We start from the raw sequence: 25,862 nt of genomic DNA, 5'->3' as shown, positions 1-25,862 counted from the left end.
ATTGGCTGAACTGCGTCGTCATTGGCGCGGGTGAAGGTGGCTTTGCAGGTGCGGCATCGCCAGCGTTGACGCCCAGTACTCGTCGTTCCGTGTTTGGTGCACGCCCCGCTACAGACGGGACATCGAGGATGATTCTTACTCATCCATTCATCGTGAACCTCGGCACCTAGCACATCAGCACGCCCCCGACGGTATTTCAGGTCCGAGGCTGCGTTATCCCTCCGGATAAGTGAAATAATCCTAATACCAGCACGCCAGACCGGCTAAACATATAACTTCACCAACACATCCTGTCGTTTAGGCCTAATTCACGCGAGTGATAAAGGAGGCGGCTTTCGCTGTGCCTCGGGCCTTTTAAGAAGGGCCGCAGCGGTTAATCCTCATCTGGGATGGTCAGGATTTCATTGCCATCCTCTGTAATGACCAAGGTGTGCTCGAACTGGGCGGTGAACTTACCGTCCCGGTTCTGCACGGTCCAGTCATCATCCCAAATATCGTAATCCAGCGAACCCAGGTTAATCATCGGCTCTACCGTCAAGGTCATACCCGGTTCCAAGATATCGCGGTACGTAGTGGAATCGTGGTGCAAGACCACCAGCCCATTGTGGAAGGTGGGCCCTACGCCGTGACCGGTGAAATCACGTACAACGTTGTAGCCAAAGCGCTTGGCATAAGACTCGATAACGCGGCCGATAACGTTGATCTCGCGGCCCGGCTTTGCGGCCTTAATGCCGCGCATCGTGGCCTCTTTGGTGCGCTCTACTAATAGTCGGTGCTCCTCAGATACGTCACCGGCCAAGAAGGTAGCGTTATTATCGCCGTGCACGCCATTCTTATAAGCAGTGACATCGATATTAACGATGTCACCCTCTTCAATCACGGTGGTATCCGGAATGCCGTGGCAGACAATTTCATTCAGCGACACGCAGCTGCCCTTGGGAAATCCCCGGTATCCCAGGGTAGATGGGTACGCGCCGTGGTCACACATATACTCGTGCGCTACGCGGTCGACCTCATCCGTCGTTACGCCAGGCTTTACGGCCTTGCCGGCTTCCTTCAGCGCGTTGGCCGCGATCTTGCAGGCCTCCCGCATCTTCTCAATCACTTCGGGGGACTGTACAAAAGGCTCGCCGATGGCCTCTTGTACCTCGTCTTTCCACACATATTCCGGGCGCTCGATATCTTCTGGCACCGGCCGGATGGGGGTTGGTTTACCTGGCTTCAATTTTCCACGAGTACTCATAATTGCCCATGGTAGTCCTCATTCCGGCTCACGCAGTATCGGGGTGCCCAGTCGGTGTCCGCGGCTTACTCGACCTTGGGGGCTGGGCCATCATTGGGGCGCGAGCGGTAATCATCCAGCTTCCGCAGGAAGTTATCGGTAATAGCTACCGAGGATTCGGAGCCGCCGCCCAGCACAATGAGCGTGGCGAAGGCGATATCGTCTTCTTCCCTGTAGCCGGTAAACCACGCATGCGAACCCTCATTGATCTCGGCCTCACCGGTCTTGCCGTAAATCGTTCCACCCGCCTGCATCCCGCGGGCGGTACCGCTGGTGACCACCTGGCGCATCATGCCGCGCACGTTATTCAGCACGTCTTCTGGGATCGGCTCCGACTTATCCGAGGCCTTGGTTTCGCGACCCTCAATAAGGGTGGGCGTTGGGGTCTTTCCCGCCGCCACAGAGGCCGAAACCATAGCCATGCCGAACGGGCTGGCGAGGTCGTAGCCCTGACCGTAGCCGGCCTCGGTGCGCTCCAGAACTTCCTTGCCCTCAGGAATCGAGCCGGTCGTGGTGGTCAGCCCAGGGATTTCATAATCCACCCCGAAGCCAAACTTCTTGCCGGTTTCCTTCAATTCACCGGGTGCCAGCTTGGTGGAAATATCCGCGAAGGTGGTGTTGCACGATTGCGCGAAGGCTTGGCTTAACGGCACGTTGCCGAGCGAAAACGCGTTGTAGTTGGTCACCACGCGGCCATAGATATCCATCGTGCCGGGGCACGGAACAATGGTATCCGTAGTCAGGTTTTGTTTTTCCACGCCCGCGGCGGCGGTAAGGATCTTGAAAACCGAGCCGGGTGGGTATTGGCCTTGCAAGGCGACATCGCCGTCTTCGTCCGCCTTTTCGGTCTGTGCTACGGCCAGGATATCGCCGTTGGAAGGTCGGACGGCAACCAACATGGCCTGGGCGTCCGAGCGCTGATCCACTGCTTCTTGGGCCGCACGTTGGACGTCATAATCCAATCCAACCTTGACGGAGGGGGCAGCCTCGGGGGCATGCTTTTCTACATCGGAAAGCGCCGCACCATTCTCATTGACGACGGCGATGGACCAGCCGGTCTCGCCGTCGAGCTCGTCATTGACGGCCGAGCGCACGCGCGATAAGAGATCGGGCGCAAGACCACGGTCCCGGGTCACCAGCGCGGGCTCTTCATTAATACGGACGCCGTCCATCCCCTCCAGCTTGGCGCGGATGACGGACTCCTGCTCTTCTGTATAAAGCCCCACCGAATAGGCAGAATCTGTCTTTTCTAGTTTTTCGGCGAGATCCTTGGCGTCTACCTCCGCGATCGAATCGTCCTCGCGGTGCGCCGCAGCTAGGGCGCTGCTGACCTTGGAGGCTGTGGGGCGGACATCGGAAAGCGAGCTAGTATCCACGATGACGCGGTAATTCAGCCCAGGACTCATCAGCTCCACCCCATTGGAGGAGACGACGCTGGCGCGCGTGGCTTCCAAGGCGCGCAGCTCCAAGTGTTGGTGCGCACCTAGGTCCGGGTGAATTATGCTGGGCTTCCACCGCACCGTCCATTCATCTTCGGCCTTGGTCAAGGTCATCTGCGTGGTATAGCTCAGGCTGCGTTCCTTGGGCAGATCCCATTTGACCTTATAATCCGCCGTGGCCATGGTTTCGTTCTGCTTTATCCCCTCGAGCTCAATATCGAGACCCTCTGCCTGCAAACCCGAGTACGTAGCATCGAGGGCCTGTGTGGCGTCATCGGGGGAATCTGTAAGCTCCTCCAAGCCCTCGTTATTTCGGCTCTCCATGCCTTCAATGAACTCTTCTACCACCGGCTCTGCAGATACGGGCTTAGGGGTACAAGCAACCACACCAGTTGCAGCAAACGAGACTGTAGCAACCAGTGCGAATAACTTCTTCATGCTTTGGCACATTAGCAGCGCACGCAGCAAAAAGGACTGCCCCACACCGAAGTGCAGGGCAGTCCTTAAAAACTACCGCGTGGAAGGAAGCTGCTTACTGCGTCACGCGAACATCGGCCTTGGCGCCATCCACGGCTTCGAGACCTTGCTCATCTGCAATGCGCATTGCCTCTTCAATGAGGGTCTCCACGATCTTGTCTTCCGGCACGGTGCGCACCACTTCACCCTTGACGAAGATTTGGCCCTTGCCGTTACCGGACGCCACGCCTAGGTCGGCGTCACGGGCCTCACCAGGTCCGTTGACAACGCAACCCATGACGGCAACGCGGATGGGAAATTCCATGCCCTCGAGGCCGGCGGTAACTTCTTCCGCCAGCTTGTACACGTCCACCTGCGCGCGGCCGCACGACGGGCAAGACACGATTTCCAGCTTGCGCGGGCGCAAGTTGAAAGACTGCAGAATTTGATCGCCCACCTTGACCTCTTCTTCAGGCGGAGCTGATAGCGAGACGCGAATCGTATCGCCAATGCCCTCTGCCAAAAGGGCGCCGAAAGCAACGGAAGACTTAATGGTGCCCATGAACTTCGGGCCCGCTTCCGTCACACCCAAGTGCAGTGGGTAATCGGTCTGCGCGGCCAGCTGGCGGTAGGCCTCCACCATCAGGACTGGGTCAGAGTGCTTAACTGAGATGGCGATATCGCCAAAGCCGTGCTCCTCAAACAGGCCCGCCTCCCAGATAGCGGACTCCACGAGCGCCTCTGGGGTAGCTTTGCCGTACTTTTCCAACAGGCGCTTATCCAGCGAACCGCCATTGACGCCAATGCGGATGGGGATTCCCGCATCGCCAGCGGCCTTCGCCACTTCCTTAACGCGGCCATCAAATTCACGGATGTTGCCGGGGTTGACGCGGATTGCCGCGCAGCCAGCATCGATGGCCTGGAAGATGTACTTGGGCTGGAAGTGGATATCCGCAATGACCGGGATCGGGGATTTCTTGGCGATGGTCGGCAGAGCCTCCGCATCCACCGGCTTAGGGCAGGCCACGCGCACGATATCGCAGCCAGAGGCAGTAAGCTGTGCGATCTGCTGCAGGGTGCCATTGATGTCGTGGGTCTTGGTATTAGTCATCGACTGCACCGAAATTGGGTAGTCAGAACCAACGCCCACTGGGCCTACGTGCAATTGCCGCGTTTTCCGGCGCGGGTGCAATACTGGCGGAGGCCCGTCAGGAATTCCTAGACCGATAGGACTAGACATGAATGCTCCTTATTTCTAGCTCGTGGCTCGTTGCTAAATGTTATTGCACAATAAGTGTTGAACGTCCCCACTCTAGCACTAGATGGTTAAGCGCTAAAGTGCCCGCTCGCGCTGTACACGTGCGCTAAGCGTTGGGCACTCTACTCACGCCGCGCGGCGGGCATGGGGGATAACGAACCTAGCCAAATAGTCTGATCGGATTGACCACATCCGCGATGATTATCACTACGCCCAGCGCCATAAGTAGGGCCGCCATGACATAGGTGATGGGCATAAGCCGGGTGTAATCGGCAGGACCCAGCGGCTGCTTGCCCATCAATTTGCGAATGCCATCGCGAATCTTCTCATACAAGATGATCGCGATGTGGCCGCCGTCAAAGGGCGGCAGCGGAATGAGGTTAAAAATAGCGAGGAAGAAATTCAGCGTCGCCAGCATCATGAAGAACGATGCCCACAGGGAACGCTCCACGAGTTCGCCACCAACCCGCGACGCACCGACTACGGACATCGGCCCGTTCACATCCCTCTCGTGACCAAAGATGGAGGCCACCACGTCCGGTACCTTAGCGGGGAATTGTTTGATTCCCTCCACCGTGGCCTCGAGCGAATAGGTGGTGAAATGCCACGTTGCAGGAACCGCCTGTGTTGCTGAATACTTCTCGACGATGTCGAGGACCTCATTGCTCAGCCCGATCGATCCGGCATCCACCAATTCGCCCTGTTGATTCAGGCGCTTGACCGTTTCCAATTCGATGGAGAAGTCTTTTTCCGCGCCGTCGCGCTCTACGGTAAGCGTCACGGTCTCGCCGGGACGTTGCATTACCTCATCGCGCAATTGCGTAAAGGAATCCAGGTGCTGGCCATCAAGCGCGAGAATGATATCGCCTTCCTGGACACCGGCCTTACCAGCGGGCCCGTTCCCGGTGCACGATTCCAGCTCCTGGTTTTCTTTTTGGTCAGCGGTGCAGGTTACCTCCCCCACCCGCGGGCGCACATCGGCATCTGGGTTGGGAAGTCCCGCAGTCATCGCCACAAAATACAAGATGACAAAGCCAAGGATCAGGTTGACGCCGATACCGCCTGCGAGGACGATGATGCGCTGCCACCATGGCTTTTTATACATCGCATAGGGCTTTTCTTCCTCCGTGAGGAATTCATCCTGCGCGGTCATCCCGGCGATATCGCAAAATCCACCCACCGGGAACGCGGCAAGGCCGTATTCGGTATGCCCCTTGCGGAAGGAGAAAACGCGCGGGCCAAAGCCAATGAAATACCGGCGCACCCGCATGCCAAAGGCGCGGGCAGTAAACATATGCCCCGCCTCATGGAGTGCCACGGTCAGCCCGATGCCAAGGGCGAAAAACACTATGCCCAGCAAATTTGCCATTAAAGAAAGCTTTCTAGTCAGCTAAACGGTCAATGCGCGCATTCGCGCGCCTGCGAGCCTCGCCTTCTACGGCGAGGATTTCATCGAGGGTAGAGACTACACCAGCAAACTGGGAAGACTCCCCGAGGATCTCGCCTACAACATCAACAATCTCTGGGAAGTGGATGCGACCAGACAAGAAGGCCGCCGCGGCCTCTTCATTGGCAGCGTTATAAATCACGCCGGTGCCCTGCGCTGCGGCCTCGCGGGCGAGGGATACGGCGGGAAAAGAGACATCATCAAGCGGCTCAAAATTCCACGTATGCGCTTGGGAAAAATCAAGTGTCGGCTGCGCCCCCGGCACACGCTGGGGCCAATTCAGCGCCAGGGAGATGGGCAGCTTCATCGACGGCGGCGAAGCCTGTGCGATGGTGCAGCCATCTTTAAAGGTGGCCATCGAGTGAATGACCGACTGCGGGTGAACCGTGACATCGATGCGCTCTGGCTCAATATCAAAAAGCAGCGTCGCCTCAATGAGCTCGAGCCCCTTATTGATCAAGGTGGCGGAATTCAGCGTATTCATCTGCCCCATGGACCACGTAGGGTGCTGCGCGGCTTGCTGCGGAGTAACCTCCCACATCTGCTCACGCGTTTGGCCGCGGAAGGGACCGCCCGAGGCCGTGAGAACGAGCTTGGCCAGCTCGCCCTCTTCACCCGCGCGCAGGCATTGCGCCATCGCAGAGTGCTCCGAATCCACGGGGATGATCTGGCCTGGCCGCGCGGATTTCGTGACCAGCGTGCCGCCGGCAACCAAGGACTCCTTATTCGCTAGTGCGAGGTACTCGCCAATGTCCAGCGTGGCTAAAGTGGCCTTGAGCCCGAGGGATCCCACTAGGGCATTGAGCACGGTATCGGCGGGAACCGAGCGCACCAGCACTTCTGCAGCACCTTCACCAGAAAGTACCGTGCCGCCTAAAGTCGCAGAAACCTCCGCAGCCGCTGCAGGCTGGGCAACGGCGATGTGGTCAAACGAAAGGTGGAAGCTACGGGCCTGGTCAATGATCTGCTGCGGGTTAGAGCCGCCCGCGGCAATGCCCACGACCTCGAATTTATCGGGGTTATCCGCAATTACTTCTAATGCTTGCGTGCCAATAGAGCCGGTGGAGCCAAGGATAAGGATTCGCTGAGTAGTCACCCCTCTACCCTAGCGGTCATTTACCGCGCCCTGCTATGGGGTGGAGCCAGTCAAGCAGGCGGGGGTGTTTAATCGCCTTTGCAGCCACGATGTTTTAAAATAGGTGTCAGTCAAATGGCATTGGTGTGCCCCCTCGATTAATGGACACACGCGATAGCGAAGGAGAGCAAGTGTCTTCCCACAAGCCGGTACCGCAGGTTTATGACGGTGTTTCTACCGAAGATGTTCCATCCGCAGGCTTCGGTTGGTCCCGCATCAGCCGCTCTGGTGTGCAAATCGCGGGTTGGATCTCCGTGATCTTCATGATTGGTTTCAACTTTGGTAACCACAAGGGCCACGTGGAGACCGTCTGGCTCGTCGCCCTGACCGTCCTGTTGGTTGTGGGCCTGCTCATCTTCACCTTCGAGCCGAAGCTCAACCAGGTGCGCACCATCACCTCTAATAACAAGCCGGCCGACCACCAGGAGCGCGACTGGATTTATGACCAGAAGACCGTTTCTGGCGCCTACGCCGAGTTGACCGACTCCCAGCTGCGCGCGTTGAATATCGAGCCTTCCCGCGTAGCCCACCTGCGCGTTGACTCTGCCTCCGATGCTGCCGAGGTAAGCACCGGCAAGCACGCGCTGTAATCCTAGCTACGAAAACCGCCGAGTCTTCCTCATTGCGAGGAGGCCCGGCGGTTTTGTGGTTTTGCCGGGCGTGTAGTTGTGCTGCCCCGCATACGCCAACACCCGCAAATACTAAAGACAAAGCCACCTAGGCACTTTCAGACTATGCCTAGGTGGCTGTGGCGACCTGCCGGTTCTGGCTTAGGCCGACATGTCTTCTCGCTCATCGGCGGCAAGCTGGCCACAGGCTGCAGCGATTTCATCGCCCTTAGTATCGCGCACAGTGCACGGCACTCCTTGCGCCTGGACGCGGCGCACGAATTCATCGAGGCGTGCCTTGGGAGCTGCGTCCCACTCTGAACCCGGTGTCGGGTTAAGCGGGATCACGTTGACGTGCACCTTAGAGCCAAGTTTCTGGTGCAACTTCCGGCCCAGCATATCGGCGCGGAAATCCTGATCGTTCTTATCCCGGATGAGGGCGTACTCGATAGATACACGGCGGGCGGATTTATCGGCGTAGTACCGTGCGGCATCGAGGACTTCATCAACGGACCAACGATTATTGACCGGCACCAAGTTATCGCGCAGCTCATCATCCGGAGTGTGCAGCGACACTGCAAGCGTGCAGGCAAGGTCTTCGTCCGCAAGCTTGCGAATGGCAGGTGCCAAACCCACGGTGGATACGGTCACATTGCGCTGCGAGAGCCCAAAGCCCGTCCCATCTTGGCCGGTAATCTGGCGCACCGCCTGAACCACGCGCTTGTAGTTTGCCAGCGGCTCGCCCATCCCCATGAAGACAACATTGGATAAGCGTCCGCCTTCGGCCGCCATCGCCGCGGCTGCATGGCGGAACTGTTCGACGATTTCGCCGGTAGAAAGGTTGCGGTCTAGCCCGCCCTGGCCGGTGGCGCAAAACGGGCAGGCCATTCCGCAGCCAGCCTGAGAAGAAATGCACAAGGTAGCGCGGCCGGGGTACCGCATCAAGACAGACTCCAAAAGGGTGCCATCGTGCAAGCGCCACAAGGACTTAGTGGTCTCCCCATCATCCGTAGAAGTCGTACGAATAGGCTTCATGAGCTCAGGGAAGAAGGCGTCTTTGACCTCCTCGCGCTTGCCGGCGGGGATATCCGTCATCTCTTCGACATCGTCCGTGAGATGCTCGTAGTAGTGCTTAGCTATTTGCTTAGCGCGGAATTTAGGTAGGCCGATTTCTGCGAGCTTATCAATGCGCTCGCTTTCAGAGAGATCCGCAAAGTGCTTAGGTGGCAGACCGCGCCGCGGCGCGGAGAAGTTAAGTTTTACTGGTTGAGCCATAATGATGCCCATCTTTCCACGGTTTACCGGAACTTTTCCAATTGGGAACGCCTCATTTTATAGCCAAGTGGAATTTTGGAAGGGTTTACAGAAATAATGGACATATGACCAATCCGAAATACCCTGAAGATGACTTTTCCACCTCTGATGATAAGGCCACCGCGGCAGAAGATAATGCCGCTCTGACCGAAACCGGAAGCAAGGAAGTCTCCACCGACACCGGCACCACTGAGCCTGCTGCCGCCCCGCAAAAAGCCCAAGGCTCATTCGCCGCTAGCACTTGGGCAGCGCTCATCGTGGGCTTCCTCTTGCTGATCGTATTGATCATCTTCATTCTGCAAAACCAGCAAGAAGTTCCAATGAACTTTCTCGGCTGGTCGGGTCAGTTCCCAGCAGGCATTGCCTACTTGATGTTCACCATCGGCGGCGCGCTCATCATGGCGCTTGTAGGTGTGTGGCGCATGCTGGAATTGCGCCGCCAATTGCGCAAGCAGGCCCAAGGCTAAATAGCCCTACCGCCGCTTTCTCCTGCCTTGGAACGTTATTTCAGCAATGCAGTGGGAAGCGGCGGTTTTATATTCAGCCCTCTTTTGACACGCGGTGGTTTCAGCACGGATTAGACCGCAAGGTTTGCCATAAAACTAATGGCCACCCAAGTAACCATGGCAGAGGGAAGCATGCCATCAAGGCGGTCCATAAGGCCGCCGTGCCCAGGGAGAATGTGGGACATGTCCTTAATGCCCAACTCTCGTTTAAATTGCGATTCCACCAAGTCACCCAGCGAAGCGCAAATAACAAGGCCAAGGCCCATCAAGGCACCTACCCACGCCGAGTGGTGCAAGAGGAAGTGGACGGAAAGCGCCCCAACGATGACGCCGAAGGCAATGGAGCCGCAAAAGCCCTCCCAGGACTTCTTCGGGCTCACGGCCGGTGCCATGGGGTGCGAGCCGAACATCACACCAACGATATAGCCACCCGTATCAGAGGCGACCACGCACAACATAAAGACTACGATGGAAGCGGCGCCGCTGGCCACTGGGGAAGAAATCAGCGACAGCATCGCTGCAAAGGTCGCGAAAAGCGGAATCCACGTCAGCACGAAGATACCGACGGACATGTCCCGCAGGTAATTAATGGGTGGGCGATGCCGACCGTTATGAAAAAGCCTGCCGAACATCAAAATGAGTACTGCTGTGACATATACGGCCACGAGGCCGGGCGCGCCAAGCGGCCAGGAAATCCACACCATGGCTTGGCCCAAAATGATTAACAGGGTGCGCGGGATATAGTACGAGTTCTCCCGCAAGCGGGTAAGAACTTCCCACATGGCCCCGCCGACCGCGACTGCTACCACCGCATACCAAGCCAAGGGGCCAGCCCAGACGGCGAGGACGACGAGGGCGCCGAGCCCCACGCCTACTCCAATAGCCGCCGGCAAGTCACGGCCGGGACCATTTTTCGGCTGCGGCAATCGGCGGTTCAAGGCGTCACTCACCGTGACCGGCTCCTTTCACTTGGCGTTGTATGCGCGTCGCGGGGCTTGTCTATTTCCTATACAAAAATACTACGTATAGAAAAGCGCCGCCGGCCGATTGGGCGCGGCGGCAGCGGAAAAGTCCTAGACCTCCATCAATTCGGATTCCTTGTTTTCCACTAGCTTGTCAATCTGCTCGACGTAGCCAGCGGTAATCTTTTCCATTTCCTTCTCTGCGGCAAGAACCTCATCCTCGCCCTCTTCGCCATCCTTTTGGAGCTTCTTCAGCTGTTCCATGGCCTTGCGGCGAATATTGCGGATTGCGATCTTGCCGTCCTCGCCCTTGCTCTTAGCCAGCTTGACCATTTCCTTACGGCGTTCCTCGGTCAGCTGGGGAACGGTCACACGCAGTACGTGACCGTCGTTGGTGGGGTTAACGCCCAAATCCGAGTTGCGGATGGAGTTTTCAATCTCTTGGATCATGGACTGCTCGTATGGCTTGATGAGCAACATGCGCGGCTCTGGAACAGAGATGGTAGCCATCTGAGTAATCGGCGTCGGCGCACCGTAGTACTCCGCGATGAGCCCGTTGAACATCGCCGGGTTCGCGCGTCCGGTACGAATGGTCACCAACTGTTCGCGGGTGTGCTCGACGGAAGCGGTCATGTGCTCTTCGGCTTCGAGCTGAATGTCATCGATCATGAGGCTGAATCATCCTTCAACGTTGAGGGGTAGCTGTATAAAAGGTAGCAGGTTCTGTGTCGTTTTAGAATTAGGACTGCACCAGCGTGCCGATAACCTGGCCGCTGGCCGCGCGGGCGATATTTCCCTCTTCTAGGAGGTTGAAGACCAAGATCGGCATGTCATTGTCCATGCACAGGCTAAAGGCGGTTGCATCGGCAACCTTGAGACCCTTTTCAATGACCTCGCGCGGAGTAATTTGGGTGTAGAGCTCCGCATCCGGGTTCGTGCGTGGGTCATCGGAGTACACGCCATCAACGCCCTTGGCCAAGAAGAGCACATCGGCGCCAATTTCCAAGGCGCGCTGCGCGGCCGTGGTGTCCGTGGAGAAATACGGCATGCCCATGCCGGCACCGAAGATAACCACGCGGCCCTTCTCTAGGTGTCGGTCAGCGCGCAGCGGCAGGTACGGCTCGGCGATTTGCGCCATGTTGATAGACGTTTGCACACGGCAATCAACGCCCTTTTGCTTCAAGAAGTCCTGCAGGGCCAACGAGTTCATGACCGTGCCCAGCATTCCCATGTAGTCAGAGCGGGCGCGGTCCATGCCGCGCTGCGAGAGCTCTGCTCCGCGGAAGAAGTTGCCGCCGCCGATCACCACGGCGATTTCGATCCCCTGCTCAGCTACTTCAGCGATTTGGCGAGCTACATTTTCGACAACGTCCGGGTCAATTCCGACTTTGCCTCCGCCAAACATTTCGCCGCCGAGTTTCAGCATTACTCGTTTGTATCCGGTTCGCTTTTCGTCTGCAGAAGTCACGCCTTCATCGTCTCCTTTTGCGCGGGCTGATTTTATTTCTTTTCCATCTTACCCACACTGCCACCGGTTCCCCACACTGCACCACAGGCCAGCAGCCACCGCTTCCCCATTGTCCCTAGACAGCACAAAGCCCACAGAGAGGACACTCCTCCCGTGGGCTTTAAAGGCTAAAAAGCGGGCTTAAACTTAAGCGCCAACCTCGTAGCGGACGAAGCCGGTGATGGTGGTGCCGGCCTCTTCTGCGACCTGCTTGACGGTCTTCTTGTTATCGGACAAGGAAGCCTGCTCCAGCAAGACAACGGACTTGTAGAAGCCGTTCAGGCGGCCTTCCACGATCTTTGGAAGAGCAGCCTCAGGCTTGCCCTCCTCACGAGTGGTGGCCTCAGCGATGGAGCGCTCCTTCTCGACGATCTCTGCAGGAACGTCTTCGCGCTTCAGATACTCAGCGTTCATAGCTGCAATCTGCAGTGCGGCAGCGTGTGCACCTTCCTTGTTGCCTTCGTAGGAAACCAAGACACCGACTGCAGGAGGCAGGTCAGCGGAACGCTGGTGCAGGTAGATAGCAACATTGTCGCCATCGACAGTGACTGCACGACGTGCCTGCAACTTCTCACCGGTCTTTGCGGACTCTTGGTCAACGAACTCGGAGACCTTCTGGCCGTCGATCTCTACGTTGTTGAGTTCTTCCGGGGAATTAGCCTTGGCTGCGGCTGCAGCTTCAACAATCTTGTTAGCGAAGGACTGGAAGCCTTCGTTCTTTGCCACGAAGTCGGTCTCACAGTTGATCTCAACCATGGTGTTGCCGGATACGGCAACGAGACCTTCGGTAGCCTCGCGGTCAGCACGCTTGGACACGTTCTTAGCGCCCTTGATGCGCAGGAATTCAACGGCCTTGTCGTAGTCGCCGCCGTTTTCTTCCAGGGCCTTCTTGCAATCGAGCATGCCGGAGCCAGTTGCTTCGCGCAGTGCCTTCACGTCTGCAGCAGTGTAGTTCGCCATAGTTAGGGCGATCCTCCTTGAAAATCAATCAGTGTTCGTTGAGACAGCGTAGCCGAAGTAGCGGTCTCGCGCCGTCTTTGGGTGGGGAAATCTACCCCATTTTGCCTTCATCAATGCGGTCGTACTGAGGCTAATTTTAGCCGCCTCCAGCATAGATAAAAGTAACCCCCACCGCCGTAGCACACGGTGGTAGGGGTCAGGTAAACAGCCTTGTACAGGAATTATTCCCTAGCTGCCCCACACCAAAATGTGCGTGGGGTATTCAATTAAGTGCAGTTAAGAAAGAATCCTCACAAGAGGCAGGCCTACTGTGCAGGCTTGTCTGCGGGTGCTTCCTCGGTCTTTTCTGCAGAAGCAGGATCGGATGCGGCTGCAGCAGCCTCAGCATCGCGCTGTTCCTTCTCTGCGGAATCGCCGGCAGCTTCCTTAGCGGCTGCAAGCTGACGCTCCTCGCGAGCCTTCTTGCCCTCTTCGACGGCAGAAGCCACGATGCCGGACAGCAGCTTGGTGGAACGGATTGCGTCATCGTTGCCCGGGATCGGGAAGTCAACATCATCCGGGTCGCAGTTGGTGTCCAAGATGGCAACAACCGGGATGTTCAGCTTGTGAGCTTCCTTAACCGCGATGTGCTCCTTGTTGGTGTCAACAATCCACAGTGCGGACGGAGTCTTAGCCATCTCGGAGATGCCGCCCAGAACGCGCTCAAGCTTGGCGCGCTCGCGGTTGAGCATCAGAACTTCCTTCTTGGTACGGCCCTTGTAGCCGTCCTCGCGCTCATCCATAGCCTGAAGCTCCTTCATGCGCTTCAGACGCTTGGACACGGTCTGGAAGTTGGTAAGCATGCCGCCCAACCAGCGGTGGTTGACATAAGGCATGCCGACGCGGGTTGCTTCTTCCGCAACTGCTTCCTGCGCCTGCTTCTTGGTGCCAACGAAAAGGATGGTGCCACCGTGAGCGACGGTTTCCTTAACGAATTCGTATGCCTCATCGATGTAGGTCAGCGTCTGCTGCAGGTCGATGATGTAGATGCCGTTACGGTCAGTGAAGATGAAACGACGCATCTTCGGGTTCCAGCGACGGGTCTGGTGGCCAAAGTGCACACCAGCGTCGAGGAGCTCGCGCATGGTTACAACTGCCATGATTCGCTCGCTTTCTTTTAATTGTCTTTCGGTTTTCCAAATGTGCGGTGTTTTATTCCGCACCCTAGCAACGAAGGCCCTGCTAACACCTTGTTTCCAAGGACCACGTCAGCTATCGGACCGCCACATCCTTAATGCAGGATGCGACAACTTCGTCGCGCGTAGTCAATGCCTCCGTGATGATTACCACCCAGCGGACACACTGCTACAGAAGACAATAATCCCAGCCAGCTGGATTTTCCAAACCGAACGAGCACTTTTCCACAAGTTTCTTTGGACGTTTCGCCTCGATTGTCACTCGGGTTTCTTCCGCCTCACCGCTGCCAGTTTATCCACAGCCAGCCCACGCTTCGCAGGACAATATTGGCCCAACGCTTCACACTGTGCCCCATGAACCGTTTGCTACGACCACACAACAACGCTGCTTGCCGATGCCCCCTTCTCCCCTCCGTCACCACCATCCTCACCGCTGCACTCGTGCTACTGTGCGCTGCGCCCGCTACCGCATATGTCGATCCCGCCTCCGGAAAGACGCGCCCGGTTCGGGTGCTACGCGGCTTTGATAAGCCCGAACACAAGTGGAGCGCGGGGCACCGCGGGGTCGATATGGCCCTGCGAATAGGCGGTACCGTCGTCGCCGCTGAATCAGGCACCGTAGCTTTTGTCGGCACCGTAGCGGGCACCCCGGTTATTTCGATTGACCATGCCGATGGTATTCGCACCACGTATCAACCCGTGCACGCGAGCGTTACCCAAGGCCAAGAGGTGCGCGAGGGCCAAACTATAGGCAAGCTCGGCCACCCAGTAGACGGCACACCAGGGCTGCATTGGGGCGCCCGAATCGCCAAAGACGGCTATATCGACCCACTAAGCCTGCTAGATATGCCGGTCATCCGGCTTAAGCCTTTATGAGAATTACTCAGGCCCGCGGGTGCGCCTGGGAATAGACCTGCTTTAACCGCTTTGCGGAGACATGCGTATAAATCTGTGTGGTACTCAAGGATGAATGGCCCAGTAGCTCTTGGACCACGCGCAGATCCGCCCCGCCTTCTAGGAGGTGAGTAGCCGCAAGGTGGCGCACCCCGTGCGGTGTGAGCCCGCTTGTGCCCGTAACCGCTGCGGCTTTTTCCACGATACGTCGCACCTGGCGCTGATCAATGCGCGCTCCCCTACTGCCCACAAAAATGGCCTGGGTATCTCCCCGCGCCAGTTCTTTGCGCCCGCCATCTATCCACTGCTGCAGGGCATCGGTTGCGGCGGTACCGAAGGGCACGACCCTTTGCTTGTTTCCCTTACCAGTAACGCGCGCGGTGGAACGCTTAAAGTCCACGTCCCCGATGTCGAGGCGGGCCAATTCCGCAACGCGCATTCCGGTGGCATAGAGCAGCTCCAAAATGGCGCTATCGCGCTGAAAATGGGCTTCATCGATTGAAACGGCGTTGCCCACAAGTTCACCCGCCTGTTGCGGCGCCATGACCGTTGGGAGATGCTGGCCCACCTTCGGTGTTACCAATCGTGCCGCGACATCACGGCTTAGGTAGCCTTCCCTTTCCGCCCAGGTAGAAAAGGCTTTAACTGAGGCAGTCCTGCGTGCCAGCGTTGCGCGCGCTTTGCCTTCTGCAACCGCGTTGCCCAGCCACTGCCGCAGGTTATTGAGGTTAAAGTCCGCAAAAGTATCGATGTCTTGGGCCAGGTTTTTTAAGTCCGCGCGGTAGCCACGCACCGTAGCCTCCGCACGGCCTTTGACCTGGAGCTGGAAGTCCGCAAAATCCTCGATGGCCTCATCCATCTGCCCCACCGGAGCATTGCTTTCTGCAGCCTTCCGTTTATCACTCATACCCCATGAGTTTACTTCCTTTTCAGCCCATCTCTAAGCGAACCCAGTTATTTCCTTCCCGCACGATCACGCACATTTTCTCTAGGGTAAGCAATAAGTGGATAGTAAGAGGAAGGCGGAATCCCGCGTCGCGTGCAATATCTTCAGCGGTGGCTGCAGGGCGTCCCGGCGGCGGGGTCGCATCAAAAACACGTAACTCATTTCGCGATAGCCGCTGCGTTAAGGACGCCGCAAAATTCATCTCATATTGCGCCTCCGGATCGACCGTCCCGGCGCGGCCGACCAGGGCGCGAACTTCATCGGCGCTGGCGACCAACTGGGCCCGCCCGTCTTGGATGCGCTGGTGGCATCCGAGCGAGCCGCTCGTCGTAATTGGTCCCGGCACAGCCATGGCAACGCGCCCTAAAGCTTCCGCCCAGTTGAGGGTATTAAGCGCGCCGGAACGATACGCGGCTTCCATGACCACGATTCCTTGGCTCAGCGCTGCAACAAGGCGGTTGCGAATAAGGAAGCGATGCCGCTTGGGTGCTGTCTCGGGGGCGAATTCGGAGACGATGCAGCCATTATCGGCAATCTGATCGAAGAGTCCACCATTGCGGGCCGGATAATTCTTGTCGATTCCGCATGCGGCTACCGCAACGGTGCGCCCCGCATTGTGTAAGGCGGTCTCATGCGCCACCGTATCTACTCCCAAGGCGCCGCCGGAGACGATCGTCCATTCGTGGTTTACCAGGCCTGAGACCACGCTTTGGGTTGCCTGCCACCCATAGCGTGAAATGGCGCGCGTGCCCACGATCCCTACGGCCTGCCCTACGTCGGGTTTGAGTGCTGAGCCGCGCACCCACAAGCTATGTGGCGGCACTGCTTGTTCATCGAATGTGGCCGGCGCGTCCGCGCCATTCTGGTAGAAACCGAAGGCGGAAGAGAATTCCTCTGTCGGCCACTCCGGGCTATCGGCCGTAATCAAGCGCGCCCCTACGCGCTCTGCCGCAGCGAGATCTTCTTTTTGCCGCACCCAATCAAACCGCGAGGCGGTGCGGGCCAAAAGCGACCCGATCCAATCGGCTCGGTGATAAATCCCGTGGGCAATCTCTTCCGCCGAATGGTGCTCCAGCAAGGCCTGCAAGGAGGCAGACGGGCCCTCAACCACGCGATTGAGATATACCCACGTGGCAAGTGGAGTCGATAAATCAAGCTCACTCATGCCGAAATCCTCCCCACCGTCTGGCTCGAGCGAAGGTCAAGGGCTTGGCCCACTTCCGCAAGATCCGGCCTAGAGCTTCCGTGCAGATCGGCCAAGGTCCACGACACGCGCAGGACGCGGTCGATACCGCGCTGCGAAATCTCGCCCTCGGCTAAGTAGGCAGACAGCATGATCATCGCGGACTCGGAAGCTGGGCGGTGTCGGCGCAAATAGGACGAGGACACGGCGCCATTGACGCGTGCCGGAATGTCATCAGCTGCCCAGCGTGCCCGGGCGCGGTCACGGGCTGCGGCGACGCGCTCAGCAATGGCGGAAGATGATTCTTCGCCCTCCGCGTTAATGGTGGCTGACTGCCCAGACAGGGTGACCACCATGTCCAAGCGGTCACGCAAGGGCCCAGACAGGTTCGATAGATAATTAAGCCGGTCATGCGGATTGCAGGTGCATTTAGAGGGATCCTCGGCAGCGCACCGGCAGGGATTGGCGGCCATAATGAGCTGGAAACGCGCCGGGTAGTCTATTTCTTGTTGCGCGCGTGCCAGGCGGACATGGCCTTCTTCTAAAGGCGCCCGCATGCCGTCGAGGACCGGTGCGCTTACCTCGCTGACTTCATCGAGGAAGAGCACCCCATTATGGGCCAGGCTCACCGCACCTGGGCGAGGATGGCCACTTCCACCACCAAGGAGCGCTGCGCGGGTGACCGAAGAGTGCGGGGCGATGAAGGGAGCATGGGAGACCACTTCTCCGGGGGTTCCTGTCAGTGAGTGGATAGCGGTGGTTTCTACCATCTGGTCTGGACTCAGGTCCGGAAGGATGCTGGGCAGGCGCGAGGCGATCATGGATTTTCCCGAGCCCGGTGGGCCGATCATCAACAGGTGGTGTCCACCGGCGGCGGCGACTTCTGCCGCCCACTTCGCATGATGCTGCCCGGCTATATCGCAATAGTCGAGCCGTTCCTGTGTGGGTGCCGGTGCGGGGTGGTCAGAGCAGCACTCGGCTGCCCGAGGCAGGTCACGCTCTCCTAGCGCCCACGCAAAGGCATCAAAGAGCGTAGCTGCAACCAGCACATTCATATCGGGCACGAGGGTGGCCTCGGCGGCATTTCCTGGCGGAATAACCAGCGTAGTAATGCCCTCCTCGCGGGCGGCAAGAAGTGCTGGGATAATGCCGGGGACTGCTCTAACCGTGCCGTCCAGGCCCAGCTCCCCGAGCACCAAAGTTTCTTCGAGCACCCGGCTGGGTGCCTGCACGAAGCGCGCGTAATCAGCACCGTGCTGTTCTACGTGGGCGGCGAGAATCGCAAGGGCCATGGGCAGGTCAAAGTGGGAGCCTGATTTTGGTAAAGAGGCCGGCGACATGGACACGATGACCTTGGTTTTCGGCCACGGCAGGCGGGAGTTCGCGGCGGCGGTCTTGATGCGGTCGCGGGATTCAGATATCGCAGTATCCGCATGCCCCACCACATGGATTCCGGGAAGCCCGTGCCCCACATTCGCTTCGACGTTGATAACGCGGGCGAGCACGCCGTGTAGGGAGACTGCTAAACATTTACCGAGAGCCATCCTCGACCCCCGTAAAGTGTTCTAGCTCAAAGCCCTCGCCTTTGGCCACGAGGGCTATGACATCAAAGCGCACTGTGGAAAGTGGCTTGCCATCTAACCATTGGACGGCGGCCCTGCGCATGCGCGAAAGCTTGTGTGGAGTTACGGCCTCGGCTATGCCAAAGCTCGCTGTAGAGCGGGTTTTTACCTCGACGAAGACAATTGTGCCATCTGGCTCGCGGGCGATCAGATCGATTTCTCCCACGCAGTAGCTAACGTTGGCGGCGATGATCTCGGATCCACGCTGGCGGAGGTAGCGCGCGGCAAATGATTCGCCCCGCTTGCCTAGCTGTTGTCTATGCTGAGGGCGTTTCGTGGCCAAGTGTTTATCTGATGCAAATTGCATGTGCGGTGTCCTTTTCTTTCGTGCTTTTTACTGCACGCACAGAACACCGCAGGATGCGGGCAGGCTACAAGCCCGAAAACCAGAAAACCGCCGCAGCTGTGAATAACTTCGACATCACGAAGAGTTATCCACAGCTGCGGCGGAATGCAGCGGGCGCCGAGTTGACAGGCGCGCTAAGCCCTAGTCCGGCATGATGAAATCCGGCTTATCCAATTCCTCGATATTGACGTCCTTGTAGGTAATGACGCGGACGTAGCGCACAAAGCGCGCGGAACGATACATGTCCCATACCCAGGCATCGGACATGCGCACCTCGTAGTACACATCGGGCCCGGCGGTATGGGGAATCAGTTCTACGGCATTGGCCAGGTAGAAACGGCGCTCGGTTTCTACGACATAAGAAAACTGGCTGACGACATCGCGATATTCGCGGTAAAGGGACAGCTCTACCTCTGCCTCGTAGTTTTCGAGTTCCTCTGCACTCACTGTGGACCTCCAAAAGATGGGATAGCTCGCCCTAGCTTAGCGCGCAGAAACCACAATTTTCGCTAGGCACGCGCAGTGAATTGGGCATGGGCGCGCTGCACATTGCTGTAGCTCATGCGGTGTTCCGGGCTCGCCCCCAAAGCGGCAATCGCGGCCTCGTGCGCCTTGGTGCCATAGCCCTTATGCCCAGCCAAGCCATAGCCCGGAAAACGCTCATCCAGATCCCGCATGAGGTGATCCCGGCTTACCTTGGCCAACACGCTTGCCGCCGCAATGCATCGCGCCGCCGCATCCCCGCCAATAATGGGCAGGTGAGGTTGGGTAAGGCCGGGGATAAAGAGGGCATCGGAAAGCACATAGCCTGGGCGCTTGTCCAGGCACGCTACCGCCCTGCGCATGCCTGAGGTATTCGCGTGCTGGATGCCGCGCTTGTCGATGTCCCCTGCCGCAATATGGACCACCGACCAGTCCACAGCCTTGTCTTTAATGATGGGAAAGAGCTTTTCTCGTTGGCGGGGCGTGAGCTTCTTGGAATCGGTTAAGGTATCCAATTCTCCCACGATGCGCTCGGGCAGGATGCAGGCGGCGATGGTGATGGGGCCACAGCACGCACCGCGGCCGGCTTCATCCACCCCAGCGACGGGGCCGAGCCCCGCTCGGGCCAGCGCCACCTCAAAGGTGCGCTGCTGTTTAAGCCGCCGCATTCTGGATATCCGGATCGTCGATGCCACCCAAGCGCGATACGGGCAAGACCACGGCTTCTACCTTGCCGCGCACATTATCGACCGGCACGGTGCCTTGCAGGTGGTCGCCGATGTGCGCGCGGGAATCAAGGGAATTGGTGCGGTTATCCCCCATGACCCACATATTGCTTTCCGGGACGGTGACGGGGCCAAAGTACTCGCCGCCACAAGCCTGCGAGCCGGAGCCAGGATCCACCGGAATCTCGGGAGGATCCAACGTGAAGCTCTGATCTATCGGTTCACCATCCACCATCACCGCGGAATCGCCCTCTTCGCACTTGACCGTCTGGCCCTCGGTGGCGATAACGCGCTTGACCAGGATATTTTCCCCATTGGGCAAAAGCCCCACGGATGCAAGGGCATTTTGGGCACCGCGCACCAGCACGTTTTCGGAGCGCTGAACTTCAAATTCGGTATTCCAGGATTCGGGTCCTTCAAAAACCACGACATCGCCTGGATCTGGGTCGTGGAAATAATAGCTCATTTTCTGCACCGCGATGCGGTCATTATCGCAGCCAGTACAACCATGCAGCGTGGGTTCCATCGACGCGGAGGGAATGACATACATCCGGCCGACGAAAGCCTGCAGTAGGACTAAGAGCACGAAGCCGCCTATGACCGGTGCGAGGAAATCGCGGGTGCGCAGGCGCTGTTGTTGCGGCTTAGCTTTGGATGTCTGGGTCATCGACCCCACCAATGCGGTTGAACGGCCAGAATACGAACTGCACCTTTCCGCGCACATTCTCTACGGGGATCGTGCCGTGGAAATTATCACCCATGTGGTAACGCGAATCAGCAGACGCGGTGCGGTTATCCCCCATGACCCAGATATTCTCTTCGGGCACCTTCACCGGGCCGAAATACGGGCCGCCGCAGGCTTCCGATCCGGTCGACTCATCCACTGGGTAGGTCGGCGGTTCCTGTACGTAGTCCTGGTTGATGGGCTTGCCATCCACCATGACGGCGGGATCGCCCTCTTGGCACGACACCGTCTGCCCACCGGTGGCGATAACGCGCTTGACCAGGGTATTTTCATCTGGCGGTGCCAGGGAAATAAAGCTCAACGCATCCTGGATGCCATGAATGACGGAATTGGATGAGCGCGGAGACACGTAACTCCCGTTCCAGTCGTCCGTGCCCTTAAAGACTACAACGTCTCCTGGCTCTGGGCCCTTATCGCCGTAGTAGGAGACCTTTTCTGTAAAGATGCGGTCATTTGTGCATCCCTCACAGCCGTGCAGTGTCGGCTCCATGGATCCTGAGGGAATCACGTATTGGCGGCCAATGAAGTTTTGGAATAGCCCCACGACCACCAGCACGGAAATGACGACCACGAGAGTCTCCAGCCACCACGGCATTTGTTTTTTCTCCGTGGCCGCTTCTTTGCCCTGCGAGATACTTTCGTTATTCACCCGTCAGATCCTAGCAACTGCGTGCCCGAGATCCGGATTGGCTCCCGCGACTTCGGCCGATTCACAGGAAATCGAAATGTTTAGCCGAGTACCCCAGACTGTAGGAACTATAGACGAGTCGCACTTCTGTGTAAGGCCTACCATTTGAGTGAGTAACTTGTGAGTATCTGCTTGGCCGCGTTGACAAGTAGCATGGAGATTGTATATGTAGTTTACAATCAAAAGTCTGCAGATAATCAGAATAACCAGGTTAGAAGCGCTTTTCGCCAGAGAAAAGACTGTTATTTCCCGACCTGGAAAATATGAAAGAAGACTTCACTTTAAAAGTTAAAAACGCTCCCATAAAAATGGAATAATTTAGATCTTTATCTATATGCTCCGATTATTTTACATCTAAGTATTTTCACGCTGCCGAACAACGACCACTAATGTCAGTCTTTTCATAGGCGGGGAATTCGCCGCACTAGGTACACCACTAACGTCGATTCAATAAGACTGAACTCTTGAGGTCTTAGAATATTACGAAATTATCCAATTAGATATGTATGCTGCAGGAAGCAAGGCTCTACAATTGTAGACGTCAAAATAGATATTTCGTTCTCCCGAGTTGAGGTTCAAAGTAGTTCTACTCAGCAAAAAGAGAGGTTTTGATGTTTGAACAAGCGTTCCGGTCCCCATGTCGCCAGCCCCTGCCAGGGGCATCCCCATGGCAGGCTTTAAAACGCTTTGTTACAAGACCATTTATTTTTATTGGTCGTGCATCCAGAAGCGAGTATTGGTGGGTATTCGCTGCTATAGCTATCGCTTCAATCCCTATCAGCAAGTTTGACTACCATGCTGTCGGGAATTTCGGAACAACAGTAGTGAAAATACTCTTAGTTCTTCTATTTATCTCTTTTCTTGCATTAACCACAAGAAGAATCCAAGATGCGGGCTTTCCTGGGGTCTTGCTCCTGTTACTTTTCATTCCCGTAATAGGTACCATTCCTATATTTGTATTAACCTTTCTACCGACAAGCAAGGAGTGGCTAAAAACAAAGGAATCCGAGAAAGCATAGGATTTCAAAAACTCACCATTTTATTCAGCTCCCATTCAAATAGCTGCAATCCTTCGGTTCTCTACATTGTGCCTTGGTCAGATTCGCTGCCCTCGGGGCTCCACAGTTAACCCATCCCAGTTTTCAACAACCCTGAGCTCCCTTTGCATTACGTTATACTCCGCGCATGCTCTTAAGGGATTCTCTTTTGGTCCCACATACACGCCGAAGTGTCACTGTTTTCTGCCTTCTAATGCTCAAATTGGTCCCAACTAATCTGATTAGCTAGGTTCTCGATCCCGAACCTAAAACAAGAAGGAAAATACAAATCTCCCCCTTTTCCCGGTACTCAGCGGATGGGGAAAAGGGGGAGAAACAAACTGCGCGCAGCGGCGCTAGAACTAGCGACGCTCCTTGATGCGAGCCTTCTTGCCGCGCAGATCGCGCAGGTAGTACAGCTTCGCACGACGGACGCGGCCACGGCGGGAGACCTTGATGGACTCGAGGTTCGGGGAGTGAACCGGGAAGGTACGCTCTACGCCGATACCGAAGGAAACCTTACGCACGGTGAAGGTCTCGCGGATACCGGAGCCTTGGCGGCGGATGCAGATGCCCTTGAAGAGCTGTGCACGCTCGTTGTTACCCTCAATGACCTTGACGTTGACGTCGAGGGTATCGCCGGGGCGGAAGGACGGGATGTCGTCGCGCAGCTGTGCTGCATCGACCTTGTCGATAATGTTGGTCATACCAATATTCCTTTTCAGTTTGGGACAGAGGACCCTGGCGGCTTTAAGCCTGACCGGTTCGTGCCCGTTACATAGAACGATGGATTATCTTTCCATAGGAACCGGCCAATTCCAAATTCCTCCACTTCGCAGATTTACTACCCTACCTGGGGCGAACGGGCCGGGGCGCACCCTAGGCGGGCATGGGCGCGCGGAAACGGCAATGGTGCTCATCGAGGATCTTTGCCGTGCCCAGGTATCGCGCCCGGAAGACCAGGTACGACGCCACCACGGCACCCACCGTGATGCTAAAGAGGATAATGATGCTGCTCCAGAACGTGCCATCATGAATGCCGTCGGTAGCGCGGGTGAACGCGTCCTTGGCGTAAGACATCGGATGGAAAGGGTGCAGCAGGCTGAGCGCGCGCGGAATCGCCAGGACCGGCCAGACACCGCCAAAGACCATCACGCCCAGGGCAAACGCGCCGGCGGCAAAGATCGAACCGATCTTGCGCCCGAAGGTAATCAGGAAGAACTGGTAGGTCGCCGCACCCACGGCGGAAATCGCGGCGAGCACGAGCGCGATCATGGACCAGCTTGCCGGCTGCCACCCCAGGGTGGAAGACATCAGGGCCATAAACGCCAGTATGAGGAAGTTCAGGCCGGTCAACGCGGCAAAGGCACCAAATACGCTGCGGGCCGGGCTGGTGGCGCGGGCTCCCCGGCGCGCCATGTAGTACGGCAGCGTCATCGCCAAGAGCAGCATGACGAGGAAGCCGAATACGGGCACGAAGAGCATGGAGGCGCCGCCGGTAATATTCTTTTCGGTCGGGTCCGCTGGGTTGACCACCGTCTGCACGGGGTGGACATTGGATGCGGTGAAGTTAATGGGAACCGCTATATTTTGCGCGGAATCCTCTGGGCGGGAAATGGTAGGTGCCTTGGCGGCGCCTTCGGCAAGCTTTGTAGATAGCTCGCCAGAGCCTTCCTTGAGGCGATCCATGCCGCCCTTCAGCTCAGCTCCGCCTTCTGCCAGCCGGCCGGTGCCCTCCTTAAGCACGCCCGTGCCATCGTGGAGGCGAGATGCGCCATCCTGCAGGCGGGACGCGCCGTCCTGCAGCTGCGAGGTACCGTCACTAAGCTTCCCGACTCCGCCGCGCAGTTCCTTGATGCCATCAGACAGGCGGTGTGCCCCGCCGTTCAGCGTGGTAAGACCGCCCAGATATTCCGATTGCGGATCGGACAGGTTGTAGTGCAGCTGGCCGGTACCTGCGGAAAGTTTTTCCAGCTGCCCCACCATATTCCCACTCGATGCGGGATCAAGCTTGGATACGAGCGAATAAAGCTGGTCTGCTTGTTGTGTCATGCCGAGCCCGCGCAGAATGTCTACCAGCTGGGTAAGACCAGGCACCACGGCTTGGGCTTGTTTCAGCACGGGGATGAGCATGCCCGTGAGCTGATTGACACCGGCATCGATTTGGCCCGCACCATCGGCGAGGCGGCCGGTGCCGGCAAGGAGCTTATCGGAGCCATCGGCAAGCCGGGTGGCACCGTCATCGAGGCGCGCGGCGCCATCGCTCAGCCGACCCGCACCATCATTCAACTGGCCGACGCCATCATTGAGCCGCGTCGTTCCGTTGAGGAGCTCGGCCGTGCCGTTATTGAGCATGCCCGCACCGTTGTCGAGCTTGTTAATTCCGTCAATCACGCGCCCGCCGCCCTCTTGCAGCTTGCCGACGCCCTCATCGAGTCGCCCCGCGCCGTCCGCGGCATTGTTCAGGCCGTCACTCAACTTAGTAAGCCCTTCGATGACCTGGTCAGCGTACTTTTTGGAAATGGCGTTTTCCACGCTGGTTTGCACCTGCGGAATAAGGCTGGAGGAAATCACTGAGCCATTCGTGCCGTAGTAGTCATTGGTAGCGAAGTTTATCTCAGGCTTTTCGGGCTTTTCGCTGATAATGGTGACGGCTTGTTCGGAAAAGTTCTTCGGGATCGTCACCACCATCAAGTACTTGCCCTTGACCAGGCCCTCATCGCCGTCGTTCTTATTGACCTCAGAGAAGTTGAGGTAATCGGTATCCAGCAAGCCCTTGACCACCTGGTCGCCATAGTTGGTGTGCCTGCCCTGCTTATCCACGCCCGCATCTTCATTGACCACGGCAAGATCAATATTGCGCATGTACTTGGATGGATCCCACATAGCCCACATCATGGTTCCGGCCACGATGATGGGAGCAACGAGGAGGAATACGATAAGCACCCGCGACAAAGCGCTGCGCGGGCGCCAATCCAAGAGGCGGTGCCAGCCCAGCACTCCCCGGCCCTTGGGGTCCTCGCCGCTTATCGAAGGCATCTCTGCGGTGTCCCCGGCACCTTGACCGCTATCGGCCGCACGACTCATAGTTGTCTCCTTATGGCAGTAGTTCAGCGTCCCCCTTGCCCCGCTCTACTCAGCAGT

At 57.5% G+C, this 25,862-nt stretch carries 26 protein-coding genes; 4 read left to right on the top strand and 22 right to left on the bottom strand.

From position 1 onward, the window contains the following. From ABRP98_RS00920 to dxr, 6 genes are all read right to left on the bottom strand, one after another. A partial coding sequence (locus ABRP98_RS00920) for an IS1/IS1595 family N-terminal zinc-binding domain-containing protein (protein WP_502878770.1) occupies nt 1–143 on the bottom strand: 143 nt, incomplete at its 3' end. 230 nt (nt 144–373) lie between these two features. Continuing rightward, nucleotides 374–1,243 (bottom strand): type I methionyl aminopeptidase, encoded by an 870-nt coding sequence (gene map / locus ABRP98_RS00915; RefSeq protein ID WP_126319280.1) that lies wholly within the window; start codon nt 1,241–1,243, stop codon nt 374–376. A 65-nt stretch (nt 1,244–1,308) separates the two neighbouring features. Next, nucleotides 1,309–3,159, bottom strand: a complete 1,851-nt coding sequence (locus ABRP98_RS00910) for a penicillin-binding transpeptidase domain-containing protein (RefSeq protein ID WP_349857056.1) — start codon at nt 3,157–3,159, stop codon at nt 1,309–1,311. 94 nt (nt 3,160–3,253) lie between these two features. After that, a complete protein-coding gene (gene ispG, locus ABRP98_RS00905) occupies nt 3,254–4,417 on the bottom strand; it encodes a flavodoxin-dependent (E)-4-hydroxy-3-methylbut-2-enyl-diphosphate synthase (protein WP_284850484.1) in 1,164 nt (387 codons plus the stop codon). 178 nt (nt 4,418–4,595) lie between these two features. After that, nucleotides 4,596–5,804: a M50 family metallopeptidase gene (locus tag ABRP98_RS00900; protein WP_349857055.1), complete on the bottom strand. Its 1,209-nt coding sequence runs from the start codon at nt 5,802–5,804 to the stop codon at nt 4,596–4,598. A gap of 13 nt (nt 5,805–5,817) precedes the next feature. Continuing rightward, a complete protein-coding gene (gene dxr, locus ABRP98_RS00895; RefSeq protein ID WP_349857054.1) occupies nt 5,818–6,978 on the bottom strand; it encodes a 1-deoxy-D-xylulose-5-phosphate reductoisomerase in 1,161 nt (386 codons plus the stop codon). 140 nt (nt 6,979–7,118) lie between these two features. Here dxr and ABRP98_RS00890 point away from each other — a divergent pair, with 140 nt between their 5' ends. Continuing rightward, on the top strand, nt 7,119–7,607 hold the full coding sequence (locus ABRP98_RS00890; RefSeq protein WP_349857053.1) for a DUF2631 domain-containing protein: 489 nt from the start codon (nt 7,119–7,121) through the stop codon (nt 7,605–7,607). 180 nt (nt 7,608–7,787) lie between these two features. Here the strand turns inward: ABRP98_RS00890 and rlmN are convergent, their stop codons facing one another. Next, nucleotides 7,788–8,900: a dual-specificity RNA methyltransferase RlmN gene (gene rlmN, locus ABRP98_RS00885; protein WP_284769598.1), complete on the bottom strand. Its 1,113-nt coding sequence runs from the start codon at nt 8,898–8,900 to the stop codon at nt 7,788–7,790. Nucleotides 8,901–9,004: 104 nt separating this feature from the next. On the opposite strand from rlmN, the gene ABRP98_RS00880 reads away from it, so the two are divergent. After that, nucleotides 9,005–9,406, top strand: a complete 402-nt coding sequence (locus ABRP98_RS00880; RefSeq protein WP_296087020.1) for a LapA family protein — start codon at nt 9,005–9,007, stop codon at nt 9,404–9,406. A gap of 110 nt (nt 9,407–9,516) precedes the next feature. On the opposite strand, the gene ABRP98_RS00875 is transcribed toward ABRP98_RS00880, so the two are convergent. From ABRP98_RS00875 to rpsB, 5 genes are all read right to left on the bottom strand, one after another. Further along, nucleotides 9,517–10,395, bottom strand: coding sequence for a phosphatidate cytidylyltransferase (locus ABRP98_RS00875; RefSeq protein ID WP_284769596.1), 879 nt, complete (start codon nt 10,393–10,395; stop codon nt 9,517–9,519). Nucleotides 10,396–10,518: 123 nt separating this feature from the next. Beyond that, nucleotides 10,519–11,076 carry a ribosome recycling factor gene (frr, locus tag ABRP98_RS00870; RefSeq protein WP_284769595.1) on the bottom strand — a complete coding sequence of 186 codons (558 nt, stop codon included), beginning with the start codon at nt 11,074–11,076 and terminating at the stop codon, nt 10,519–10,521. Nucleotides 11,077–11,146: 70 nt separating this feature from the next. Further along, nucleotides 11,147–11,833: a UMP kinase gene (gene pyrH, locus ABRP98_RS00865; RefSeq protein WP_284769800.1), complete on the bottom strand. Its 687-nt coding sequence runs from the start codon at nt 11,831–11,833 to the stop codon at nt 11,147–11,149. Nucleotides 11,834–12,061: 228 nt separating this feature from the next. Continuing rightward, a complete protein-coding gene (gene tsf, locus ABRP98_RS00860) occupies nt 12,062–12,874 on the bottom strand; it encodes a translation elongation factor Ts (protein WP_349857052.1) in 813 nt (270 codons plus the stop codon). Between the two features lie 305 nt (nt 12,875–13,179). After that, nucleotides 13,180–14,013 carry a 30S ribosomal protein S2 gene (gene rpsB / locus ABRP98_RS00855; RefSeq protein ID WP_284769593.1) on the bottom strand — a complete coding sequence of 278 codons (834 nt, stop codon included), beginning with the start codon at nt 14,011–14,013 and terminating at the stop codon, nt 13,180–13,182. Nucleotides 14,014–14,403: 390 nt separating this feature from the next. On the opposite strand from rpsB, the gene ABRP98_RS00850 reads away from it, so the two are divergent. Continuing rightward, nucleotides 14,404–14,925 carry a M23 family metallopeptidase gene (locus tag ABRP98_RS00850; protein ID WP_349857051.1) on the top strand — a complete coding sequence of 174 codons (522 nt, stop codon included), beginning with the start codon at nt 14,404–14,406 and terminating at the stop codon, nt 14,923–14,925. Between the two features lie 7 nt (nt 14,926–14,932). On the opposite strand, the gene ABRP98_RS00845 is transcribed toward ABRP98_RS00850, so the two are convergent. The 8 genes from ABRP98_RS00845 to lepB (ABRP98_RS00810) all read right to left on the bottom strand — a co-directional run bounded on the left by ABRP98_RS00845 (nt 14,933) and on the right by lepB (ABRP98_RS00810) (nt 21,588). After that, nucleotides 14,933–15,850 carry a tyrosine recombinase XerC gene (locus ABRP98_RS00845; RefSeq protein ID WP_349857050.1) on the bottom strand — a complete coding sequence of 306 codons (918 nt, stop codon included), beginning with the start codon at nt 15,848–15,850 and terminating at the stop codon, nt 14,933–14,935. Nucleotides 15,851–15,872: 22 nt separating this feature from the next. Then, entirely contained in the window at nt 15,873–17,054 is a 1,182-nt protein-coding gene (gene dprA / locus ABRP98_RS00840; RefSeq protein ID WP_349857049.1) for a DNA-processing protein DprA, read from the bottom strand. Continuing rightward, a complete protein-coding gene (locus tag ABRP98_RS00835) occupies nt 17,051–18,616 on the bottom strand; it encodes a YifB family Mg chelatase-like AAA ATPase (RefSeq protein WP_349857048.1) in 1,566 nt (521 codons plus the stop codon). Before ABRP98_RS00835 ends, dprA begins: the two co-directional genes overlap by 4 nt. After that, the gene (locus ABRP98_RS00830) at nt 18,603–19,001 is read right to left on the bottom strand and encodes a YraN family protein (RefSeq protein ID WP_349857047.1); all 399 of its coding nucleotides are present in this window, start codon (nt 18,999–19,001) and stop codon (nt 18,603–18,605) included. Before ABRP98_RS00830 ends, ABRP98_RS00835 begins: the two co-directional genes overlap by 14 nt. A gap of 180 nt (nt 19,002–19,181) precedes the next feature. Then, on the bottom strand, nt 19,182–19,487 hold the full coding sequence (locus tag ABRP98_RS00825; RefSeq protein WP_005278666.1) for a DUF2469 domain-containing protein: 306 nt from the start codon (nt 19,485–19,487) through the stop codon (nt 19,182–19,184). 62 nt (nt 19,488–19,549) lie between these two features. Then, nucleotides 19,550–20,200, bottom strand: coding sequence for a ribonuclease HII (locus tag ABRP98_RS00820; protein ID WP_349857058.1), 651 nt, complete (start codon nt 20,198–20,200; stop codon nt 19,550–19,552). Next, complete coding sequence (gene lepB / locus ABRP98_RS00815; RefSeq protein WP_349857046.1) at nt 20,178–20,915, bottom strand: signal peptidase I; 738 nt, start codon at nt 20,913–20,915, stop codon at nt 20,178–20,180. The genes ABRP98_RS00820 and lepB (ABRP98_RS00815) overlap by 23 nt, the downstream gene beginning before the upstream one ends. Next, the gene (gene lepB, locus ABRP98_RS00810; protein ID WP_502878769.1) at nt 20,893–21,588 is read right to left on the bottom strand and encodes a signal peptidase I; all 696 of its coding nucleotides are present in this window, start codon (nt 21,586–21,588) and stop codon (nt 20,893–20,895) included. The genes lepB (ABRP98_RS00815) and lepB (ABRP98_RS00810) overlap by 23 nt, the downstream gene beginning before the upstream one ends. A gap of 704 nt (nt 21,589–22,292) precedes the next feature. Between lepB (ABRP98_RS00810) and ABRP98_RS00805 the strand changes: the two genes are divergently transcribed. Further along, entirely contained in the window at nt 22,293–22,700 is a 408-nt protein-coding gene (locus tag ABRP98_RS00805; RefSeq protein ID WP_349857044.1) for a DUF805 domain-containing protein, read from the top strand. A gap of 380 nt (nt 22,701–23,080) precedes the next feature. Here ABRP98_RS00805 and rplS read toward each other — a convergent pair whose 3' ends face one another. Together rplS and ABRP98_RS00795 are read right to left on the bottom strand one after the other, a co-directional pair. After that, nucleotides 23,081–23,425: a 50S ribosomal protein L19 gene (gene rplS / locus ABRP98_RS00800; RefSeq protein WP_005278655.1), complete on the bottom strand. Its 345-nt coding sequence runs from the start codon at nt 23,423–23,425 to the stop codon at nt 23,081–23,083. 172 nt (nt 23,426–23,597) lie between these two features. Beyond that, a complete protein-coding gene (locus ABRP98_RS00795; RefSeq protein ID WP_349857043.1) occupies nt 23,598–25,805 on the bottom strand; it encodes a YhgE/Pip family protein in 2,208 nt (735 codons plus the stop codon). Nucleotides 25,806–25,862: the final 57 nt, after the last annotated feature.

Origin of the sequence: Corynebacterium sp. KPL2838 (assembly GCF_040225455.1) — a bacterium.
GTDB lineage: Bacteria > Actinomycetota > Actinomycetes > Mycobacteriales > Mycobacteriaceae > Corynebacterium > Corynebacterium rhinophilum.
The sequence above is the reverse complement of the archived record's forward strand: the minus strand, read 5'-3'. Positions and strand labels throughout refer to the sequence as shown.

Coding starts and splice junctions, on each gene's coding strand:
- tsf (WP_349857052.1), bottom strand. CDS start 12,874: ATGGCGAACTACACTGCTGCAGACGTGAAGGCACTGCGCGAAGCAACT.
- map (WP_126319280.1), bottom strand. CDS start 1,243: ATGAGTACTCGTGGAAAATTGAAGCCAGGTAAACCAACCCCCATCCGG.
- ABRP98_RS00805 (WP_349857044.1), top strand. CDS start 22,293: ATGTTTGAACAAGCGTTCCGGTCCCCATGTCGCCAGCCCCTGCCAGGG.
- ABRP98_RS00795 (WP_349857043.1), bottom strand. CDS start 25,805: ATGAGTCGTGCGGCCGATAGCGGTCAAGGTGCCGGGGACACCGCAGAG.
- ABRP98_RS00830 (WP_349857047.1), bottom strand. CDS start 19,001: ATGCAATTTGCATCAGATAAACACTTGGCCACGAAACGCCCTCAGCAT.
- pyrH (WP_284769800.1), bottom strand. CDS start 11,833: ATGCTGAAACTCGGCGGCGAAATGTTTGGCGGAGGCAAAGTCGGAATT.
- dprA (WP_349857049.1), bottom strand. CDS start 17,054: ATGAGTGAGCTTGATTTATCGACTCCACTTGCCACGTGGGTATATCTC.
- frr (WP_284769595.1), bottom strand. CDS start 11,076: ATGATCGATGACATTCAGCTCGAAGCCGAAGAGCACATGACCGCTTCC.
- rlmN (WP_284769598.1), bottom strand. CDS start 8,900: ATGGCTCAACCAGTAAAACTTAACTTCTCCGCGCCGCGGCGCGGTCTG.
- lepB (WP_502878769.1), bottom strand. CDS start 21,588: ATGCCGTGGTGGCTGGAGACTCTCGTGGTCGTCATTTCCGTGCTGGTG.
- ABRP98_RS00900 (WP_349857055.1), bottom strand. CDS start 5,804: ATGGCAAATTTGCTGGGCATAGTGTTTTTCGCCCTTGGCATCGGGCTG.
- rpsB (WP_284769593.1), bottom strand. CDS start 14,013: ATGGCAGTTGTAACCATGCGCGAGCTCCTCGACGCTGGTGTGCACTTT.
- ABRP98_RS00890 (WP_349857053.1), top strand. CDS start 7,119: ATGGACACACGCGATAGCGAAGGAGAGCAAGTGTCTTCCCACAAGCCG.
- ABRP98_RS00845 (WP_349857050.1), bottom strand. CDS start 15,850: ATGAGTGATAAACGGAAGGCTGCAGAAAGCAATGCTCCGGTGGGGCAG.
- lepB (WP_349857046.1), bottom strand. CDS start 20,915: ATGACCCAGACATCCAAAGCTAAGCCGCAACAACAGCGCCTGCGCACC.
- ABRP98_RS00835 (WP_349857048.1), bottom strand. CDS start 18,616: ATGGCTCTCGGTAAATGTTTAGCAGTCTCCCTACACGGCGTGCTCGCC.
- ABRP98_RS00850 (WP_349857051.1), top strand. CDS start 14,404: ATGAACCGTTTGCTACGACCACACAACAACGCTGCTTGCCGATGCCCC.
- ABRP98_RS00910 (WP_349857056.1), bottom strand. CDS start 3,159: ATGAAGAAGTTATTCGCACTGGTTGCTACAGTCTCGTTTGCTGCAACT.
- ispG (WP_284850484.1), bottom strand. CDS start 4,417: ATGTCTAGTCCTATCGGTCTAGGAATTCCTGACGGGCCTCCGCCAGTA.
- rplS (WP_005278655.1), bottom strand. CDS start 23,425: ATGACCAACATTATCGACAAGGTCGATGCAGCACAGCTGCGCGACGAC.
- ABRP98_RS00880 (WP_296087020.1), top strand. CDS start 9,005: ATGACCAATCCGAAATACCCTGAAGATGACTTTTCCACCTCTGATGAT.